The organism is Paenirhodobacter hankyongi (assembly GCF_003664585.1).
Lineage (GTDB): Bacteria > Pseudomonadota > Alphaproteobacteria > Rhodobacterales > Rhodobacteraceae > Rhodobacter > Rhodobacter hankyongi.
In genome coordinates this window covers 1-20,635 of sequence record NZ_RCHI01000015.1, presented here as the reverse complement: position 1 = coordinate 20,635, position 20,635 = coordinate 1, and the positions used below count along the sequence as shown (strand labels likewise).

15 protein-coding genes are annotated in these 20,635 nt (G+C 68.7%); 5 read left to right on the top strand and 10 right to left on the bottom strand.

Features of this window, described 5'->3' with window-relative positions:
- From DYS74_RS14190 to proS, 4 genes are all read right to left on the bottom strand, one after another.
- A complete protein-coding gene (locus tag DYS74_RS14190; protein ID WP_121534348.1) occupies positions 1–678 on the bottom strand; it encodes an ABC transporter ATP-binding protein in 678 nt (225 codons plus the stop codon).
- The gene (locus DYS74_RS14185) at positions 671–1,963 is read right to left on the bottom strand and encodes a lipoprotein-releasing ABC transporter permease subunit (protein ID WP_121534347.1); all 1,293 of its coding nucleotides are present in this window, start codon (positions 1,961–1,963) and stop codon (positions 671–673) included. Before DYS74_RS14185 ends, DYS74_RS14190 begins: the two co-directional genes overlap by 8 nt.
- Before the next feature lie 75 nt (positions 1,964–2,038).
- A complete protein-coding gene (locus DYS74_RS14180) occupies positions 2,039–3,178 on the bottom strand; it encodes a cytochrome-c peroxidase (protein ID WP_121534418.1) in 1,140 nt (379 codons plus the stop codon).
- A 125-nt stretch (positions 3,179–3,303) separates the two neighbouring features.
- Positions 3,304–4,641, bottom strand: coding sequence for a proline--tRNA ligase (proS, locus tag DYS74_RS14175; protein ID WP_121534346.1), 1,338 nt, complete (start codon positions 4,639–4,641; stop codon positions 3,304–3,306).
- A 155-nt stretch (positions 4,642–4,796) separates the two neighbouring features.
- Between proS and DYS74_RS14170 the strand changes: the two genes are divergently transcribed.
- Positions 4,797–5,567 (top strand): nitrilase-related carbon-nitrogen hydrolase, encoded by a 771-nt coding sequence (locus DYS74_RS14170; protein ID WP_121534345.1) that lies wholly within the window; start codon positions 4,797–4,799, stop codon positions 5,565–5,567.
- Between the two features lie 12 nt (positions 5,568–5,579).
- On the opposite strand, the gene putA is transcribed toward DYS74_RS14170, so the two are convergent.
- Positions 5,580–8,999, bottom strand: a complete 3,420-nt coding sequence (putA, locus tag DYS74_RS14165; protein WP_121534344.1) for a bifunctional proline dehydrogenase/L-glutamate gamma-semialdehyde dehydrogenase PutA — start codon at positions 8,997–8,999, stop codon at positions 5,580–5,582.
- A gap of 116 nt (positions 9,000–9,115) precedes the next feature.
- Here putA and DYS74_RS14160 point away from each other — a divergent pair, with 116 nt between their 5' ends.
- Complete coding sequence (locus DYS74_RS14160; protein WP_121534343.1) at positions 9,116–9,580, top strand: Lrp/AsnC family transcriptional regulator; 465 nt, start codon at positions 9,116–9,118, stop codon at positions 9,578–9,580.
- Between the two features lie 4 nt (positions 9,581–9,584).
- On the opposite strand, the gene DYS74_RS14155 is transcribed toward DYS74_RS14160, so the two are convergent.
- The gene (locus DYS74_RS14155) at positions 9,585–10,634 is read right to left on the bottom strand and encodes a lipoate--protein ligase family protein (protein ID WP_121534342.1); all 1,050 of its coding nucleotides are present in this window, start codon (positions 10,632–10,634) and stop codon (positions 9,585–9,587) included.
- A 183-nt stretch (positions 10,635–10,817) separates the two neighbouring features.
- Between DYS74_RS14155 and DYS74_RS14150 the strand changes: the two genes are divergently transcribed.
- On the top strand, positions 10,818–11,435 hold the full coding sequence (locus DYS74_RS14150) for a hypothetical protein (protein ID WP_121534341.1): 618 nt from the start codon (positions 10,818–10,820) through the stop codon (positions 11,433–11,435).
- A 117-nt stretch (positions 11,436–11,552) separates the two neighbouring features.
- The gene (locus DYS74_RS19055) at positions 11,553–14,807 is read left to right on the top strand and encodes a nidogen-like domain-containing protein (protein WP_121534340.1); all 3,255 of its coding nucleotides are present in this window, start codon (positions 11,553–11,555) and stop codon (positions 14,805–14,807) included.
- A gap of 67 nt (positions 14,808–14,874) precedes the next feature.
- Here the strand turns inward: DYS74_RS19055 and DYS74_RS14140 are convergent, their stop codons facing one another.
- From DYS74_RS14140 to DYS74_RS14125, 4 genes are all read right to left on the bottom strand, one after another.
- Positions 14,875–16,167 (bottom strand): NAD(P)/FAD-dependent oxidoreductase, encoded by a 1,293-nt coding sequence (locus tag DYS74_RS14140; RefSeq protein WP_121534339.1) that lies wholly within the window; start codon positions 16,165–16,167, stop codon positions 14,875–14,877.
- Positions 16,168–16,245: 78 nt separating this feature from the next.
- Complete coding sequence (locus DYS74_RS14135; RefSeq protein WP_121534338.1) at positions 16,246–16,665, bottom strand: RidA family protein; 420 nt, start codon at positions 16,663–16,665, stop codon at positions 16,246–16,248.
- 11 nt (positions 16,666–16,676) lie between these two features.
- Positions 16,677–17,816 carry a tyramine oxidase subunit B gene (locus DYS74_RS14130; RefSeq protein ID WP_121534337.1) on the bottom strand — a complete coding sequence of 380 codons (1,140 nt, stop codon included), beginning with the start codon at positions 17,814–17,816 and terminating at the stop codon, positions 16,677–16,679.
- A 92-nt stretch (positions 17,817–17,908) separates the two neighbouring features.
- On the bottom strand, positions 17,909–19,288 hold the full coding sequence (locus DYS74_RS14125; RefSeq protein ID WP_240664708.1) for an APC family permease: 1,380 nt from the start codon (positions 19,286–19,288) through the stop codon (positions 17,909–17,911).
- Between the two features lie 281 nt (positions 19,289–19,569).
- On the opposite strand from DYS74_RS14125, the gene DYS74_RS14120 reads away from it, so the two are divergent.
- Complete coding sequence (locus tag DYS74_RS14120; RefSeq protein WP_183077545.1) at positions 19,570–20,514, top strand: AraC family transcriptional regulator; 945 nt, start codon at positions 19,570–19,572, stop codon at positions 20,512–20,514.
- Positions 20,515–20,635: the final 121 nt, after the last annotated feature.

Sequence of the window (20,635 nt, the reverse complement as noted above, 5' to 3'; positions counted from 1 at the left end):
TCACTCCGTCAGCGCGCCGGCCTCGAGCCGCAGCACGCGGTCCATCCGCGCCGCAAGGTCGAGGTTGTGGGTCGCAATCAGCGCCGACATGCCGGTCTCGCGCACCAGATCCATCAGCACGCCGAAGACCGTGTCGGACGTCGCCGGGTCGAGGTTGCCGGTGGGCTCGTCGGCCAGCAAAAGGCTCGGCGCATTGGCGAGCGCCCGGCAGAAGGCGACGCGCTGCTGCTCGCCCCCCGAGAGCGCCGAAGGCCGGTGGTCGATGCGGCCCGACAGCCCGACGCGGTCGAGCAGCGCCTCCGCCCGCGCCCGCGCCGCCGCCTTCCCCGCGCCATTCGCCAGCTGCGGCAGCATCACGTTCTCCTCGGCGGTGAACTCGGGCAGCAGGTGGTGGAACTGATAGACGAAGCCCAGCTCGTTGCGCCGCGCCTCTGTCCGGCGCCGGTCGGAGGCGCCGCTCAGCTCCTGCCCGTTGATCGCCACCCGCCCGCTGTCGGGGGTGTCGAGCAGCCCCGCGATGTGCAGAAGCGTCGACTTGCCGGCGCCCGAGGGCGCGACAAGGGCCACGACCTGCCCGCGCGGGATCGACAAATTCACACCGCGCAGCACCGAAATCTCGCCGGGCTTGCCGCGGTTATAGCATTTCTCCAGGTTTTCGAGCGTCAGCACGTCATTCATAGCGCAGCGCCTCCACGGGGTTCAGCCGCGCCGCACGGCGGGCGGGGAAGATCGTCACGACGAAGCTCAGGCCGAGCGACAGCGCCACCGCCTTGGTCACGTCCCAGGGCTGCAGCTTGGCCGGCAGGGCATAGATGCCGCGGATCGAAGGGTCCCAGGCACCGCCGCCGTTCAGCCAGTTCACGAAGGCCATCACCTGGTCGATATACAGCGCGAAGACGACGCCGAGGGCGACGCCCGCCGCGGTGCCGATCACCCCGGTGAAGGCGCCGCACAGGAAGAAGACGCGCAGCACCGAGCCCTCGGTCAGCCCCATCGTGCGCAAGATGCCGATGTCGCGGCCCTTGTTCTTCACCAGCATGATGAGGCCCGAGGTGATGTTCATCGTCGCGATCAGCACCAGCACGGCAAGGATCACGAACATCACGTTGTCCTCGATGTCGAGCGCGCGCAGGAAGCTGCCCGAGGCGTCGCGCCAGCTCCACAGCATGGTGCCCGCCCCGCCGGCCGCGATCAGCTGCGGCGTCCAGTCGTCGACGCGCTCGGGGTCGGTCACGTCGACCTCGATCTCGTCGGCGCCGGCCTCGCGGTTGAAATAGCTCTGCGCCTCGGCGAAGGGCATGTAGACGCGGGTGCGGTCGATGTCCCAGCGGCCCGCGGTGAAGATATAGACGACCTCATAGGCGTTCACCCGCGGGCTGGTGCCGAAGGCGGTCTTGGCGCCGTTGGGCGAGATCAGCCGCACCCGGTCGCCGAGCGTCACACCGAGCTCGCGCGCGAGTTCCGACCCCATCGCGATGCCCTCGCCGAAGCGGGAAAGATCGCCTTGCGAGGTCTTCGGATTGGCGACGCGCGGGATGGTGGCCAGATCCTCGGCCGAGATGCCATAGACATCGGCGACGTTCGAGCGGTCGTCGAAGGTCGCCATCGCCTGGCCGCGGATCAGCGGCGCGGCGCGGGTCACCCCCGGCACCTTGCGGATCCGTTCGGCGCGGTCCTGATAGTCGGGCATCAGCGAGGAGAAGATGCCGGTGCCCGGAACCACCTCCTGCGGCGCGGAATAGACGGTGACATGGGCATTCGAGCCGAGGATGGTGTCGACGAACTCGGCGCGGAAGCCCGCGCGCACGGCGAGCGTGATGATCAGCGCGGCGACGCCCAGCATGATGCCGATCAGGCTGATCCAGGTCATCACCGAGACCCCGCCCTCGGCACGGCGGGCGCGCAGATAGCGCCAGGCGATCAGGAATTCGAAGCCGGAGAAAGGTGCGGTGCGAGTGGCCATGACATGCGTCCCAAGGGTCGCCGGACCCTTGCCTTTCGGGGCGCAAAGGTCAAGCCCGCTGCCCCTCTGCACGCTTCACGGATCGGTCAGCAGCGGTTCGTAGCGCGCGTCGGTCAGCGTCTTGAGAAATGCCACCAGCGCGTCGATGCGCTGATCGTCAAGCGCCGGCCCGGTCTCAAGCTCGGTGCGCGAGAGGTTCTGCGCCACCTCGGGCGGATCGAAGGGCGCGCCGGTCTCGGGGTTGATGTGCCGCTCGGGGCGCCTGGTGTTGTAGCTGTTGTAGAACAGGATGACCGTGCGCAGATCGGCAAAGACGCCGTTGTGCATGTAGGGGCCGGTGACGGCGACATTGCGCAGCGTCGGCACCTTGATCTTGCCTGCCTCGGCGGGGTCGGAGACGGCCGGGTTTTCCAGCAGGCCACTGTCCACCCGGTTGGGCGCCGCGCCATTCGCCGCGCGCACCGCGCGGTTCGCCGGCACGCCGATGTTATGGAACTGATAGTTGGAAAAGGTCTCTTCTTCTGCCCCCGGAGTGCCGCGCAACTGATGGCAAAGGTTGCAATTGGTAAACTGGTTCGAGAAGAACAGCAGCCGGCCAAGCTCCTCCTGATCGGTCAGTTTCGCCTCGCCCCGCAGGAAGCGGTCGTATTTCGAGTCGAAGGGCGCGAAGGTGTCGCTTGCCTCGTAGGCCGCGATCGCCTCGGCCATGGCGTCGAAGGCGGCCGCGTCGTCGGCCCCGGGGCGCAGCGCGGCGAGCGTCGCGACATAGCGCGGGTTCTCGCGCAGCCGCGCGGCGACCGCCGCGACATCGGGCATCCCCATCTCGATCGGGTTCAGCGGCGGCCCCTTCGCCTGATCGGCCAAGGTCGCGGCGCGGCCGTCGTGGAACTGCCCGCCCTGCCACTTGCCATCGGCGGTGCGGCCGAAGGGCGGGGAAAAGCGCGCATAGCTTGCCGTCGGCGCGTTGCGGTCACCCAGGCTTGCGCCATCATCGCCCAAGCTGACGGCGCGGCCCACGGCGGTCTCGCGCGGGTCACTGAACCCGGCGGCCGGGTCGTGACAGGTGGCGCAGGCCTCGGTGCGGTTCTTCGACAGGTTGGTGTCGGAAAACAGCGCCTCGCCCCAGGCCTCGAGCGAGGGATAGGCCCCCTCCCCGGCACGCAGCGGCGCAGCCAGCGCAGTGAACGCCATCGCGATCAGCACAGCCCGTTTCATCGACACCTCCAAATGATGGAGACGCGATTACCCGAGTTTTTTACTCAAGTCCAGCTTTTCCAGCGGCGCAGCAAAAAGGGGCGGCGGCCCGTGGCCCCGCCCCTTTCGCGAAACTGTCGCCCGGATCAGATCCCGGCGTAGATCTCGACGATCTTCGCCACGGCCGCTTCGGGGGTCATCTCCTCGCTCTCGCCGCTGCGGCGCGAGGTCAGCTCGACGAGGCCGTTCGCGAGCCCGCGCGGGCCGACGGTGATGCGCCAGGGCAGGCCGATCAGGTCCATGGTGGCGAACTTGGCGCCGGCACGTTCCTCGCGGTCGTCGTAAAGCGGGTCGAGCCCCTTCGCCTTCAGCGCGGCATAAAGCGCCTCGCAGGCGGCGTCGGTCGCGACATCGCCCTGCTTCAGGTTGACGAGGCCGACGTGGAAGGGCGTCACGCCCTCGGGCCAGATGATGCCCTTCTCGTCGTGGTTCGCCTCGATCAGCGCGCCGATCAGGCGGCTGACGCCGATGCCGTGGCTGCCCATCTCGACCGGCACCTTGGCGCCGTCGGGGGTGGTGACGGTGGCGCCCATCGGTTCCGAATATTTCGTGCCGAAGTAGAAGATCTGCCCGACCTCGATGCCGCGGCCGATGCAGCGCCGCTCTTCCGGGATCTGGTTGAAGAGCGCCTCGTCATGGGTCTCGTCGGTGCGGGCGTAGAGCGTGGTGAACTCCTTGCAGATCGCGGCGACCTCGTCACGGTTGTCGTAATCGACGGTGCGGTCGCCCAGCTTCAGCTCGGGCACCTTGGCGTCATAGAAGACTTCCGACTCGCCGGTCTTCGCCAGCACCAGGAATTCATGGGTGTTGTCGCCGCCGATCGGGCCAGAGTCGGCACGCATCGGGATCGCGGTCAGGCCCATGCGCTCGTAGGTGCGCAGATAGCTGACCATGTGGCGGTTGTAGGCATGCAGCGCGTCTTCCTTCGTCAGATCGAAGGAATAGCCGTCCTTCATCAGGAACTCGCGGCCGCGCATCACGCCGAAGCGCGGGCGGACCTCGTCGCGGAACTTCCACTGGATGTGGTAGAGCGTCAGCGGCAGCGACTTGTAGCTTTCGACATGCGAACGGAAGATGTCGGTGATCATCTCCTCGTTCGTGGGCCCATAGAGCATCTCGCGGTCGTGGCGGTCCTTGAAGCGCAGCATCTCGGGGCCGTAGGCGTCATAGCGCCCCGACTCGCGCCACAGGTCGGCCGATTGCAGCGTCGGCATCAGCAGCGGGATGTGCCCGGCGCGGATCTGTTCCTCGTGCACGATCTGCTCGAGGCGCTTGAGCACCTTGAAGCCCATCGGCAGCCAGGAATAGATCCCCGCCGCCTGCTGCTTGATCATCCCCGCGCGCAGCATGTAGCGGTGCGAGACGATCTGCGCCTCGGCGGGGTTTTCCTTGAGGACGGGGAGGAAATAGCGGGTAAGACGCATGGCGTGTCCGACGGTTTGTTTCGCGTTGCGAAATGGCCTAGAGGAAATGCCCTCGCGGGGCAAGTGTCAGGGGGCCGCGGCGCGGACGGGGTTGCGCTTCGCCGGCGGGCCGTGTCGAATGCACGCCGCCCCTGCCCTGCGTTCCCGGAGACAGAATGAAACTCGCGCTCTATCAGGCCCTGCCCACCGACGGCGACATCGCCGGCGCCTTCGACCGGCTGACCCACGCGCTGCGCGCGGCCGCGGCCATGGGGGCGCGGATGCTGGTTGCGCCCGAGCTTTACCTGCCCGGCTACAACCGCCCCGAGCTGCACGCCCGCGATGCCGAACCGATCGGCGGCGCGTGGCTCGCGCGGCTCGCCGAGCTGGCCGCGGCCGAGGGCTGTGGCCTGACCCTTGGCTGGGCCGAGCGTGCCGAGGGCCGGGTGTGGAACAGTGCCGTCGCGCTGAGCCCGGAGGGGCGGCTGCTCGCGCATTACCGCAAGATCCAGCTTTACGGCGAGATGGAGAAGACGAGCTTCGTCCCGGGCGAGGCGCCGCCGCCGGTCTTCGACTTCGACGGGCGGCGCTGCGGTCTGCTGATCTGCTATGACATCGAGTTTCCGGGGCACGCCGCGGCGCTGGCCGCGCGCGGGGTCGATCTGATCCTGGTGCCGACGGCGAACCCGGCCGGGGCCGAGCATGTGCAGAACGTGCTGGTGCCGGCCCGCGCGCATGAGAACCGTCAGGTCATCGCCTATGCGAATTACTGCGGTGTCGAGCGCGGGCTGGCGTTTTCGGGCCAGTCGGTGATCGCCGGGCCCGATGCCCGGCCGATCGCGATGGCCGGCACCCGCGAGACCCTGCTGATCGTCGATCTGCCAGGCCTTGCCGATCACCGGCCGGACCAGATCGCGCGGCTCGCCGAGGATTACCGCGCGATCTGAGGGCGGTCGGGCTCAGCCCGCCAGCAGCGCCGCGTTGCCGCCCGCCGCCGTGGTGTCGACGCACAGGTGCCGCTCGTGCAGCACATGGGCGCGGTCGGGCCGGCCGGTGACCAGCTGCACGATCGGGCCCGGACGCGCGGCCAGAACCCGCGCGATCGCCCGGCCGGTCTCGGCATCGCCCCACCACAGCACGGCACCAAAGCCCTCGAGCGAGGCCAGCGCCGCCGGGTCAAGCCGCCCCTCGACGGCGAACGCCACGCCGCCAAGCGCGCGCACCGCCGCGACCTGCGCCGCGGTGGCCGCAGCCCCCGGGCCGAGGCAGAGCACCGGCGGACGGGTGTGCAGGCTCAGCCGGTTCAGCTCGCCCGTCGGGCCCGGCATCAGCCGTTCCTCGACCTGCGTCTCGGCAAAGCCCGCCAGCGCCGCGCGGATCGCCGCAAGATCGGCCACGCCCGCCGGCGCCGCATTCGGCGCGGCGACCGGCTCGGGCGCGAAGAAGCGCGCAAGGTAGAGCGGCCCGCCCGCCTTCGGCCCGGTGCCCGAGAGCCCCTCGCCGCCGAAGGGCTGGCTGCCGACCACGGCGCCGATCTGGTTGCGGTTGACATAGGTGTTGCCGACGCGGATCGCCTCGGACACCTCCTGCACACGGGCGTCGATGCGGCTGTGCAGCCCGAAGGTCAGCCCGTAGCCGCGCGCGTTCACCGCCTCGATCACGGTGCCGAGCTCGCCCGCCCGGAAGGTGGCGACATGCAGCACCGGGCCGAAGACCTCGCGTTCGAGATCGGCGATGCCCGAGACCTTGAGCATCACCGGGGCGACAAAGGTGCCCTCGGCCGGCGCCGCGGTGCGGTGCAGCACCGCGCCCTCGCGGGCGGCGACATAGTCGAGGATGCCGGCCTGCGCGCGGGCGTCGATCACCGGGCCGACATCGGTCACGAAGTGCCGCGGATCGCCCAGCTTCAGCTCGTCCATCGCGCCCTTCACCATCGCCAGAAGATGCGGCGCAATGTCTTCCTGCACATAGAGGCAGCGCAGCGCCGAGCAGCGCTGCCCGGCCGAACGGAAGGCCGAGGCGACGATGTCGCGCACCGCCTGTTCGGGCAGCGCGGTCGAATCGACGATCATCGCGTTCAGACCACCGGTCTCGGCGATCAGCGGCGTGCCGGGTTCCAGGGTGTCGGCCATCACCGCGGCGATGCGCTGCGCGGTGGCGGTCGAGCCGGTGAAGACCACGCCCTTCACCCGCGGGTCCGAGGTGATCGCCGTGCCGACGACCGAGCCCGGCCCCGGCAGCAGCTGCAGCGCCGAAGCCGGAACACCCGCCGCATGCAGGAGCCGCACCGCCATCGCGGCGATGAGCGGCGTCGCCTCGGCCGGTTTCGCGAGCACCGCATTGCCCGCCATCAGCGCGGCCGAGATCTGGCCGGTGAAGATCGCCAGCGGGAAGTTCCACGGGCTGATCGCGGCGATGATGCCACGGGGCGCGGCGGCCGAGGTCTCGCCCTCGGCGGCGTAATAGCGCAGGAAGTCGCAGGCCTCGCGCAGCTCGCCCACCGCATCGCCCCAGCTCTTGCCGGCCTCGGCGGCGAGGGTGGCGAAGATCGGACCGAAGTTCTCCTCATACAGGTCGGCGGCGCGGCGCAGCACCGCAGCGCGCTCGGCGGCCGGCACGTCCCAGACGCGGGCGTCATCGAGGGCGCGGGCAACCGTCGCCGCATCGGCCTCGATCACCTGCGCGACGGCGGCGCCGGTCGCGGGGTTGGTCACGGTCAGCGCGGTGCCGGTCGCGGGCGAGACGGTCAGCGGCGCGGCATCGGGGATGGTGCAGTCCCGCGCCGCCTCGATCGCCTCGACCACGCGCTCGTCGGTCAGATCGAAGCCCTTCGAGGCCTTGCGGCGCGGCCCGAAGAGATCGGCCGGCGCCAGAAGGCTGGCCGGCGCCTTGGCCGTCGCAAGCGCGGTGAAGGGGTCGCGTGCGATCGTCTCGGGCGCGATGCTCTCGTCGACGAGCTGGTGCACGAAGGACGAGTTCGCGCCGTTCTCGAGCAGGCGGCGCACCAGATAGGCCAGAAGGTCGCGATGCGCACCGACCGGCGCGTAGATCCGGCAGCGGCCCTTGGTTTCCTTCAGCACGATGTCATGCAGCCGTTCGCCCATGCCGTGCAGGCGCTGGAACTCGAACGGACGGCCCTCGGCCAGTTCGAGGATCGACGAGACGGTATGCGCGTTGTGCCCGGCGAATTGCGGGAAGATCCGGTCACCCATGCCGAAGAGCTTCTTCGCCAGGCAGATATAGCTGACGTCGGTCGCGGTCTTCGAGGTGAAGAGCGGGAAGCCCGGATGGCCCTCGACCTGCGCCAGCTTCATCTCGGCGTCCCAATAGGCGCCCTTCACCAGCCGCACGCAGATCTTGCGGTCATAGCGGCAGGCCATGTCGTAAAGCGCATCAATCGCAAGGCCCGCGCGCTTGCCATAGGCCTGCACGACGATGCCCATGCCCTCCCAGCCGGCGAGCGAGGGATCGGCCATCACCGCCTCGATCACCTTGAACGACAGCGACAGCCGCGCCTGTTCCTCGGCGTCGACATGCATGCCGATGCCTGCCGCCGCGGCCTGCCGCGCAAGGCGCAGCACCACCGGCACCAGCTCGGCCATCACCCGCTCCTCGTTCGCCAGCTCATAGCGCGGATGCAGCGCCGAGAGCTTGATCGAGATGCCGGGGTTGTCGTGGATCGAGGCCTTGGTCGCCGCCTTGCCGATCGCCGCGATGGCGCGGGTGTAGTCGGCGTCATAGCGCGCCGCATCGGCCGAGGTCATCGCCGCCTCGCCGAGCATGTCATAGCTGTAGGTGAAGCCGATCGCCTCGCGGGTGCGGGCATTGCTCAGCGCCCCCTCGATCGTCTCGCCCAGCACGAACTGCCGGCCCATCTCCTTCATCGCGCGACCGACCGCGGCGCGGATCACCGGCTCGCCAAGGCGCTTGATCGCGCCGCGCAGCGTGCCCGCCACGCCCGGGTAATCGTCATCAAGCACCTTGCCCGTCAGCATCAGCGCCCAGGTCGAGGCATTGACCAGCGACGAGGCGGCGGTGCCGAGGTGCTTGCCCCATTCCGCCGGCGCGATCTTGTCCTCGATCAGCGCGTCGATGGTCTGGGTGTCGGGCACGCGCAGCATCGCCTCGGCTAGGCACATCAGCGCCACGCCCTCGCGCGTCGACAGCCCGTATTCGGCCAGGAAATGCTCCATCAGCGTCGGTTTCGCCTCGGAGCGGATGCGCCCGACGAGGGCCGCCGCACGTGCCGAGATCGCGGCGCGGGTCTCGGCCGAGATCGCCGCGGTGGCGACCAGCCGTTCGAGCAGCGGCGCCTCGGGGGCGAATTTCACTTCCGGCCCTTCGAGGGCGGGGAAGACGGGGACGGGCTTGGCGATCATGGCGGCACTCCGGAAGGGCGATTTCCGGATTCTGTACCCGAATCGCACTGGACGCTGTGACCAATGATTGCCGATACTGCAGCCGATCAGACCAAAATGAAGGACGATTTCAGACCATGGAACCCGCACTCGACGCCACCGACCGCAAGATCCTGAGCGAGCTCGTCGCCAATGCCCGGCTGCCGATCACGGAACTCGCCCGTCGCGTCGGCCTGTCGAAGACGCCGGTCGCGGCGCGGATCAAGGCGATGGAGGAGATGGGGCTGATCACCGGCTATCGCGCGATCCTGTCGCCGCTGAAGCTGGGCATGACCCATGTCACCTATCTGGAGGTGCGGCTGAGCGACACGCGCGAGCGCGCGCTTGCGGCCTTCAACGCCGCGGTGCGCGCGATCGAGGAGGTCGAGGAGTGCTACATGATCGCCGGCGGTTTCGACTATCTGCTGAAGGTGCGCTCGCACGACATGGCCGATTACCGCCGGATCATGGGCGAGAAGATTTCCGCCCTGCCCCATGTCCATGCCACCTCGAGCTATGTCGCGATGGAGGCGGTGGTGGAGCAGAGCTGGATGAGCCCCTGAGCGCTCAGGGGATATGGTGCAGCCAGGCGGGGGTTTCGAACTTCTCGCGCGCGAGCGTCTCGGCCGCGGCCAGCTCCTCGGCGGTGATTGCGCCTGGGGTGCCGCCGTGCAGGTCGAGGAAGGTGGCCTTCATCCGCTCGATCACCGCGCCGCGTTCCAGCCCGGTCTGGCTGCGCACGGGATCGACGCGCTTGCCGGCGCTGGCGATGCCCTTGTCCGACAGCTTCTCGCGGCCGATGCGCAGCACCTGCATCATCTTCGAGGCGTCCATGTCATAGGCCATGGTGACATGGTGCAGCACCGCGCCGCCGGCATAGCGCTTTTGCGCCGCACCGCCGATCTTGCCCTTCGAGCTCGCGATGTCGTTGAGCGGCTTGTAGACCGCATCGATGCCCAGATCGTTCAGCGCCTTCAGCACCCAGGTGTCGAGGAAGGCATAGGAGTCGGCAAAGCTCATGCCGTCGACCAGTTCGGCGGGCGCATAGAGCGAATAGGTGATGGTCGAGCCCGGCTCGACGAACATCGCGCCGCCGCCGGTCACCCGCCGCACCGTCTCGACGCCCAGCTCCTCGGCCGCCTCGAGGTCGACCTCGTTCCTCAGCGACTGGAAATTGCCGATGATGATCGCCGGGCGCTCCCATTCCCAAAAGCGCAGCGTCGGCGCACGGCGGCCGGCTGCGACCTCGTGGGCCAGCACGTCGTCAAGCGCCAGGTGCATCGCCGGCGACAGCGGCGCCCCGTCAAGCACCTGCCATTCGAAATCGCGCCAGCCGCGGCTGACGCCGAGCGCGCGGCGCACCGCGATCGCAACGGCCTCGAGGCTGAAGCCCACCAGCACCGCCTCGGGGCGCAGCCCGGCGCGCAGCGCGGCGGTGATCTCCTCGACCGTCGCCGTGGCCGGCAGCCCCTCGAGCGCGGCGCCAAGGTCGAAGATCGCCTCGCCGGGTTCCAGGAAGAAATCGCCCGAGATCTGCACCTGGGCAAGCCGGCCCTCGCGCAGCTCGAGATCGGCCACCACCAGCTTGCCGCCATGGACCTTGTATTCGCCGTGCATCCGCGCCTCCTGCCTGCCGCCCGGGTTTGGGCAACAGATGTGCCGCGGGCGGCGCGCCGGCAACCCCCCTTTTCACCCGCCGGCCTGCGGCGGATTGCCGAAGCCCCGCGCCGGGGGTTGACGGCACCGCCGCCCTCGGCGCCAAATGCCGCCAACCCGACCCGCGGCAGAAGGAGGCCCGCCATGCCGTTTTCCCGTCGCCGGACGCTGCTGCGCGGCCTGACCGGGGCGCTGATCGCCCCCGCCCTCGCACCGCTTCTCCCCCCGTTCACGAAAGGCCACGCCATGGGCGCCGAAACCTCCCTGCCGCAGGCAGGCCGCGACCTGCCGATCCCCGCAAGCTGGACGGGTGTCACCGGCGCGCTCGCACGCGATGATGGCGAGCCCCTGCCGCAAGGCACCCTGCGCCGCTATCGCAGCGACGACAGCCCCGCGCCGCCCGCCTCGGTGCGCGTGCAGATGGACCTGTTCGCCCGGCTTGCGGACCTGCCCGCCGGCCCTGATGGCCAGGACGTGACCGCGGCGGCCGCGGCGCGCGGCGTGACGATCGACGCGCTCGCCACGGCGATCTTCGGCCCGGGCAAGTTCACCCGGCCGACGGTCATCCTTGGCTACCGGCTCGGCAGCGCGCAGCCCGGCTTTGCCCTCGCCCGGATCGCCGTCGACCGCCCCGAGGCCGCGGTGCGGGTGACCCTGTGCGGCCTTGGCCCCGGCCGGCGCGTCACCCTCGCCCATCTCGCCACGGCGCACCCGGCACAGTTTTCCGCGGTGCTCGCGGCCGTTTGTCCGATTGACGGTTGAGCCGTTTTCGGCAAGTTTGTTGACGTGGGGGGAGGTTCCGCGATCGGCGGCCGGAATGGCGCCGGATCAGGGCAGGATGACTCCGCCTTACAGATTTTGAGACGGAGGGAATTCCCCATGGCCCAGACCAAGGCAGAAGCCGCAATTTCCAGTGCGCTCCCCGCAACCGGTCAGGAAATGCTGGCTGACATCACCAACAACCGTGTGTGGGCCGACGGGACGCTGCAATACTATCTCGGCACCGGTGGCGACATCGATCTCGACAGCGAATTCCGCACCAATTACAACGAATACTTCGTCGACGGGACGATGGCGGACACGACCTATGCCTTCACCTCGCTGACCGAACGCGCCTTCCGGATGATCGACAGCGTGATCGCCACCGACTTCAGCCGGGTGACCGATCGCACCACCGCCGCGGCCACCGCCGATCTCGTGCTGGTGAGTTCGGACACGCCGGACCCGGCCTATGCCGGGCTCGAGGGGTTCTGCCTGTTCCCGCAAAGCGCCGCGCGCACCGCGGGCGATTACTGGAGCTTCGGCACCTTCACCAGCAATCTCGACTACATGAACACGCCGGCCGAGCTGGGCGGCGGCGAATATGCGAACTGGACCCTGATCCACGAGATCGGCCACGGGCTCGGGCTCTATCACCCGTTCCAGGGCGCCGCGGCAACCAGCGTCGGCCCGGCCCTCGACAACGAGCGCTACACGGTGATGTCCTACACCGGCGCCACCAATGCCGATTCCTATGGCCATGCCGTCACGATGATGGCGCTCGACATCGCCGCCCTGCAGCAGCAATACGGCGCCGAGACCTATGCCGCGGGCAACTCGACCTATACGCTCTTTGACGCACGCGGCGGGGCGCTGTCGCTTGCCGAGGGCGCAATGAGCATCGGCCGCGCCTATGCCGCGATCTGGGACAGCGGTGGCACCGACACGATCCGCTACGGCAACAGCGCCAACTCGGTGATGATCAACCTCAACGACGCGACGCTCGACCGCAGCCAGATCGCCGACGACGCCGCCCCCTCGATCGCAGCGCTGCAGAACACCTCGATGTTCTCGCATCTCTCGGCCAGCCTGCAGACCGAGATCATCGACCCCGATTACAACGCCGGCGGCTTCTTCTCGCGCGTGCTGACCAATTCGGGCGGCACCTACAGCGGCATCGACGGCGGCTTCGCCATCGCCAATGGCGCGCAGATCGAGAATGCCGCGGGCGGGGCGCAGGCCGACCTGCTGATCGGCAACGAGCTGAACAATACCCTGACCGGCAACGGCGGGGATGACGTGCTGATCGGCGGTGCGGGCAACGACATCCTGCAGGGCGGGCTCGGCACCGATACCGTGGCCTTCTCGGGGGTGCGTGCGCAATACACGATCACCGCGAACGCGAACAACTCCTTCACCATCACCCACAACGGCGGTGTCGACGGCACCGACACGCTGTGGGATGTCGAACAGGCACAGTTCGACGACCAGCTGGTGCAGCTGACCGGGATCACCCCGCCGCCGGTGCTCGACTTCACCCCGATCGCGAACAACGCCTTCCTGCCCTTCGGCGCCAACGTGCTCTATCACAACGATGACGAATACCAGAGCGACATCGACATCACCTCGATCTTCGAGGACGGGCTGACGATCGGGGGCGTGACCTATACCACCTTCTCGGTCAACACGAACGGCAACGTCACCTTCGGCGGCGGGCTGAGCACCTACACCCCCGGCGCGATCGACGACACCAACTACGAAATCGTCGCCCCGTTCTGGGCCGACGTCGACACCAGCGACAGCACCTCGGTGACCAACCCCGGCGACGTCTTCTGGGACTTCAACGCGGCACGCGACTCGCTCGTCATCACCTGGAACGACGTGGGCTATTACGACACCCACACCGATCTGCAGAACTCCTTCCAGCTCGAGCTGCTCGACCGCGGCAACGGCAACGTCGAGATCGTCTTCCGCTATACCGACGTGGAATGGACGACGGGCGACGCCTCGGGCGGCACCGGCGGACTTGGCGGCACCGTGGCGCGGGCGGGCTTCTCGCTTGGCGACACCTATTACGAGCTGCCCGCCTCCGGCTATCAGGGGGCGATGCTCTCGCTTGAGAACACCGCCGGCAACACCGGCGTCACCGGCGTGTGGCAGTTCATCGTCGCCGGCGGCCAGGTCCAGGGCGTGGGCACCGACGGCGACGACAACTTCGTCGGCACCGCGGGGAACGACAACTATCTGGGTGACCTCGGCAATGACACGCTGATCGGCAATGGCGGCGACGACACGCTGCTCGGCGGTCTGGGCGATGACAGCATCGCGGGCGGCGACGGCAACGACAGCCTGAGCGGCGGCGACGGGCGCGACACGATCTTCGGCGGCACGGGGGCCGACACGATCCAGGGCGGCGACACGGCAGCCGATCTGGCCGACCTGATCTATGGCGGCGACGGCAACGACCTCATCAGCGGGGGCGCAGGCAACGACGTCATCCATGGCGAGCTCGGCAATGATGCGATCTACGGCAACACCGGCGCAGACCGGCTGTTCGGCGAGGCCGGCAACGACACGATCGACGGCGGCCTTGGCAACGACAGCATCGCGGGCGGCGCCGGCGCCGACAGGCTGTTTGGCGGCGACGGCAACGACAATCTCTTTGGCGGCACCGAGAACGACGTGCTCTTCGGCAACGCCGGTGCCGACCAGCTGTTCGGCGACGCCGGCAACGACGCCCTCGGCGGCGGCGACGGCAACGACACGATCGACGGCGGCCTCGACAACGACACGCTCTATGGCGGAACCGGAGCCGACAGGCTGCTGGGCGGCGACGGCAACGACTCGGTCTATGGCGGCACGCAGAACGACGCGCTCTATGGTCAGAACGGCGCCGACCGGCTGTTCGGCGAGGCCGGCGACGACATCCTCGACGGCGGCAACGGCAACGACAGCCTGAGTGGCAATGATGGCAACGACCGTCTCTATGGCGGTTACGGCAACGATGCGCTGAATGGCGGCAACGGCAACGACCTGCTGATCGGCGGGGTCGGCGCAGGGGCTGACTGGCTGTTCGGCGGTGCGGGGAACGACACGATGAATGGCGGACTGGGTGCCGACCGCTTCGTCTTCACCAACGGCTTCGGCAACGACGTGATCCAGGACTTCAGCGCCGACGATGCCGAGCGGATCGTGCTGACCGGGGTCACCGGGATCACCGATTTCTATGATCTGGTGAGCAACCACCTCATCACCGATGCCGGCACCGGCTTCGCGATGATCGTCGATGGTGCCAACAGCATCCTGCTGAACAACGTCCACGTCACCGACTTCGGCGCGGACCAGGCCTATTCGGCGAACGACTTCCTGTTCTGAAGGGCGGCCGGCCCCGGCCCCCTCTCCCGAAACGACGGCGCCCCCTGTGGGGGGCGCCGTTTCCGTTTCAGAGCCGCTCGAGCCGGTAGGGCGCGGGGTCGACGATCGGCGGCGCGCCGCACAGCAGATCCGCCGCAAGCTGCCCCGCCGCCGGCCCGGTGCCGAAACCGTGGCCCGAAAACCCGGTGGCCAGCATCAGCCCCGGCACCTTTTCGACCGGCCCGATCACCGGTTGTGAATCGGGCGTGATGTCCATCATCCCCGCCCAGGACTCGACGATCCGGGCAGTTGCGAAGGCCGGCCAGGCGGCGCGCAGGTTGGCCAGCGCCTCGGCGTTCAGGTCGGGTCGCGTCGGCGGGTCCATCGTGCGCAGCCGCTCGAAGGGCGAGATCGCCTCGGCCCGCCAGCGCCGCGGCAGGGAAAGATCGGTCAGCGCCTCGCGCCCGAGGCCGATGCGCAGCAATTTGCGCTGGCCGCGCAGCATCGGCAGATAGCGCATCCCGATCAGCAGGTGGTCAAGCATCAGCGGCGCGCCAAGCGCGCCCCGCTGCGTGATGATGAAGCCGCCGTCGCGATGCTTGCGGAAGGAGAAGTCGGGCCCGCCCACGGCGATCTCGGTCGGCCCCTCCATCGGCGCGGTGCGGAAGACCGAGCACACGAGCGGCAGCGTCGGCAGCGAGATCCCGAGATTGCCGAGGAAGCGGCGCGACCAGAGCCCGCCCGCCAGCAGCACCTGTTCGCAGGCGATCTCGCCGCGTTCGGTCACCACGCCGCAGACCCGGCCGGCGGCGCGCGAAAGCGTGCGCACCGCGCAGTTTTCCACGATCACCGCGCCTTTCGCGATCGCCGCCGCGGCAATCGCCGCCGAGGCAAGCGTCGGTTCGGCACGCCCGTCCGACGGGGTGACGATGCCGCCCGCCCACTGCCCGCGCCCGCCCGGCACCAGCGCGTCGATGTCGGCGGGGCGCAGCAACCGGCTGTCGAGCGACAGATCCGAAACCGATTTCAGCCAGTCGGCATGCATCGCCATCTCGGCCTCGGTCCGGGCCAGATACATGATCCCGGCCTGACGATAGCCGACCTCGGCACCAAGCCGCGCCGGCATCGCGGCCCAGAGCCGGTCCGCCGCCTGTGCAAGCGGCACATCGGGGGCCGCGCGGCCCATCTTGCGCACCCAGCCCAGGTTGCGCGAGGATTGTTCCGCCCCGATCCGGCCCTTTTCCAGCACGGTGACGGGGATGCCGCGCTCGGCCAGCACCAGCGCGGCGGACAGGCCGACGATGCCGCCGCCGATCACCACGACCGACGTCTTCTCGGGCGCGTCGCGGCTGGTCAGGACGGGGGTTTGAACGGGCGCCATGGCGGATCTCCTTCGGTCGGGACAATCGGTCGGGGAAGTCGGTAGGGCCCGCCGCACACAGGGCGGCGGGCCCGTCGGTCACAGCGCGATCACGCGCCGTTCAGTCTCGGCCCGGCCCGCGCCGCGCCGCGCCGTCACCTCGATCTCGACGCGGTAGACGGTCGAGCCGAGCGGCGGGCAGGTCACGGTGGTGGCCGGGTCGATACCGCGGAACATCTCGCCGACGATGGTCATCACCGCCTGGGTGTCGGCGGGGTCCTGAATGAAGACGCGGCTCATCACCACATCCTCGAGCCCCGAGCCGACGGCGGCGAGCGCCCGCGTGACATTGGCGAAGACCTGACGGGTCTGCGCGCCGATCTCGGCGGGGATCTCCTTCGTCACCGGGTCGCGCCCGGCGGTGTTCGACACGAAGATCCAGTCATCCACCGCGACAAGGCGCGAATAGCTGCCGTGATCCTCGAAGGGCGAGCCGGTCTTGATCTTGGTCACCTGCATGACGGCTCTCCTCAGCGCAGTGCCGGCACGTCCCAGAGGTTCAGCTTCGTGCCGATCCCCCGGGCGAGCGCGTTGCGATAGATCATCGTGCCCCAGGCCACGTCCTCGACCGGCATGCCGCCCACCGACATCAGCACGATCTCGTCGTCATTGCGCCGGCCCGGGGTGACGCCGGCGACGATCGCGCCAAGGTCTTCCAGATCCGCGCGCGCCATCCGGCCCTCGGCGATCATGTCCATGAACTTCACCCCGATCACCGGGATCGTGTGATGCGCGGGCTTCGGGCATTCCTCGAACCAGGCCTCGTAAAGCCCGGTGTTGTCGAGCACCTTGCGCACGTCCCGCGCCTCCATCCCGGCGTCGATCTCGCAGCCGGCGGGCATCGCGAGGAAGGCGCCCGGTTTCACCCATTCGCGCTTCACGATCGGATAGAGGCTCGGATCGCCGGTCTCGCCCGAGGCGCAATAGGTGACGATGTCGGAACCGCGCACCACCGCCTCGAGCGTGTCGACGACCTCGATGGTGGTGACCTGCGGGTAATGCTCGTTCACCCAGGCGATGAAGGTGTCGAGGCTCTTCTGCCCGCGCGCCTTCACCTTGACCGTGTCGATCTGCGGGCAGACCGCGATGAAGGCCGCAAGTGCGGTGCGCGCCATCACCCCCGGCCCGAGGATGCCGACGATCTTCGAGTCCTTGCGCGCCAGGTGGCTTGCGCCGACGCCGGGCACCGCGCCGGTGCGATAGGCCGAGAGCAGGTTCGCCGACATGAAGGCCAGCGGTGCGCCGGTGTCAGCGTCATTGAGGGTGAACATCAGGATCGAGCGCGGCAGGCCCTTTTCCCGGTTCTCGATGTTCGAGCCGTACCACTTGACGCCCGCGGTGCGGAAGTTGCCGCCGAGATAGGCCGGCATCGCCATGAAGCGGCGGTCGGCGGTCGGCTTGGGCATGTCCGGGAAGGGCGAGTTTTCCGGGAACATCACCATCGCGCCGTGACTGTCGTTGTTGGCGCCGGCCATGCGGTAATCGCCGCTGTAGAGCAGGCCGAACATCTCTTCCATGCAATCGACGCAGGCGGGCATGTCGGTGACACCGGCGCGGATCATCTCGGGTTCGGAGAGGTAGAGGAAGTCGATCTTGGGAAGGGCAGTCATCTTGGGTCTTTCACTGCTTGCAGAAAGGGTGAGCCCTGCCGCGCGCCGCCCGCACCGGGGGCACCAACGGATCGTCGCGGCAGGGGGAAAGGTCAGTCGAAGGCGCGGCCGAGGCGGGCGAATTGCTCGGGCCGGGTGCGCTTGATCCAGGCGGCGAACAGCAGCCCGCAGGCGCCGGTGGCGATCACGATCTCGGGGAAGGCGAGCACGATCGGGTTTTCCGAGCCGGTGAGCAGGGTGAGGTTCGAGGAGACGAGGAGGAACGCTCCGACGAGCCCCGCCGTGGCCAGCACCGGCGCCACGAGAACGGTGAGGACCGAGCGCTGATGCGCGGTGCGGCGGAAGAAGACGATCACCGCGACCGAGACCAGCACCTGCACCGCCAGGATGCCCAGCACCGCAAGCCCCGACATCCAGGAGAAGACGAGGGTGTAGGGATCGGCACCCGAGAGGCCGAAGCCCAGGATGATCAGCGCCACGAGCCCGGCCTGCACCAGCCCCGCGACATGCGGCGAGCCATGCGTCTCATGCACCGCCGAGAGCGATTTCCACGCCAGCCCCTCGTGGCCGAGCGCATAGAAATAGCGGTTGAGCGTGTTGTGGAAGGAGAGCAGGCAGGCAAAGAGGCTGGTCAGCAGCAGCACATTCATCACCTGCACCGACCAGTGGCCAAGCATGGTCTCGGCGGCGGCGAAGTAGAAACCGTCGAGGTTCTCGGTCGCCGCGCCCGTCACCGCGGCCGGGCCGTAGAACTGCACGATCGCCCAGGTCGAGACCGCATAGAAGGCGGTGATCAGCAGCACCGCGACATAGGTCGCGCGCGGAATGGTGCGGTCGGGATCGCAGGCTTCCTCACCGAAGATCGCGGTGGCCTCGAAGCCGACATAGGCGCCCAGAACGAAGACCATGGTGACGCCAAGCCCGGGGCCGAAGACCTCGGAGGGGCGGAACCCCGCAAGGCTCAGCCCCTCGGCGCCGCCGTGCATCACGATCGCAATGTCGAGAAGCAGCAAGATCACCAGCTCGGCAATCATGCACAGGCCGAGGATGCGGCCCGAGATCGCGATGTTGCGCCGCCCGAAAAGCACGACGACGGCCAGCACCGCCAGCGACCACACCCACCACGGCAGCGAGACGCCCAGGCTTTCCATCGCCCCCGCCATGAACACTGCGAAGAGCGCATAGATGCCGATCTGGATCGCGAAATAGGCGAGCAGCGCCATCAGCGCGCCGCCGATCCCCGCACCGCTGCCGAGCCCGCGCGAGATATAGGCGTAAAACGCCCCTGCCCCGGTCACGTGCCGCGTCATCGCGGTGAAGCCCACCGAGAACAGCAGGTAGAGGATGCCCGACAGGATGAAGGCGCCCGGCACGCCCGCGCCATTGCCGAAGGCAAAGGCCGGCGGCGTCGCCCCCACCACCGCGGTCATCGGCGCCGCCGCCGCGACCACGAAGAACACGATATGGGTCAAGCCGATCGAATTTCCCTGCAGACGATTTGCGCCTGTCTGATTGTCCATCTGGTGATCATCCCTGTCAGCGTTATGTCATTTAAGGACGAGTTACCCTGCCGCCTCCGGCCCGAGACCATTGCATCTTGCGCCAGAAATCCGATACTTCACGCCAAATGGCCGTTTCGAACGGAGAAACCGCGCCAATGCCGCCGTCCAACGCGCCGCTGCCGAAAATCACGTCCGTCCGGGCCCTAATTCTTGAGCCGATTTTCGCGTACCTTGATAACGATTTGAGCAGAATGGGAATTTTGCTCCATCGCAACGGGCTGTCGGCCGAGATCTTCGACGACCTCTACACCCCGATTCCCCTCGCCGCCTATCTCGACATCTTCGAACAGGCGGCCGAGCTGGCGGGCGACCCGTTGCTTGGCGCGCGGCTCGGCTTCGGCATGCGGCCGGGCACGCTCGCGCCGATCGGGCTGCGCGCGGTGCAGGCGGCGACGATCCGGCGCGGGCTTGCGGCGCTGGCGCGCTGGTCCGGGGCCTTGCAAAGCGGCACGCAGGTCAGCCTCGAGGATGACGGCGCGCATCTGGTGTTGCGCTACATGATCAGCGCGCCGCAGTCCCGCCCCTGCCGGCAGGACAGCGAATTCACCCTCGCCGGGATCTGCACCCTGATCCGCACCGGCTTTGACACCCGCTGGCGCCCGGAGGAGGTGCATTTCGCCCATCCCGAGGGTCCGGGGGCGCTGACACTCGCGCGGATGTTCGGCGCGCCGGTGCTGTTCTCGCAGGGCGCGAACGCGATCGTCATGGCCGCCGCCGAGGCAGACCGGCCGCACCGGACCGAGGATGCCGACATGATTGCGCTGATCGAGCGGCATCTGGGCGATCTGGTCGGCGAGGCGCATCACGCGGACACGACGCGCGAGCAGGTGACGGCGCTGATCGGGCTGCATCTCGGCGTGCGGCCGGTGACGCTCGAGACGATCGCCGCCGCCATGCGGATCGCGCCGCGCAGCCTGCAGCGGCGACTGGCGGACGAGGGCGAAAGCCTGAGCGGGCTGCTGGCCGAAGTGCGGCGCGCCCGGGCCGAGACCCTGCTGCGCGAACATGGCATGAGCGTCGAGGCGGTGGCAACCGCGCTCGGCTATGCCGACGGCACCGCCTTCTGGCGCGCCTGGCGGCGCTGGACCGGCGAAAGCCCGAGCCGGCTGCGCACGCCGCCCAAGGCGCGGGAGTGAGGCCCCTCGGCTTCGCCTCCGCCCCGGAGTATTTGCACCAGGAAAGAGCAAGGGCGCCCCGATCGGAGCGCCCTTTGTCTTCATCTTGCCGCAAATACCTCGGGGGCCGAGGCATTGCCTC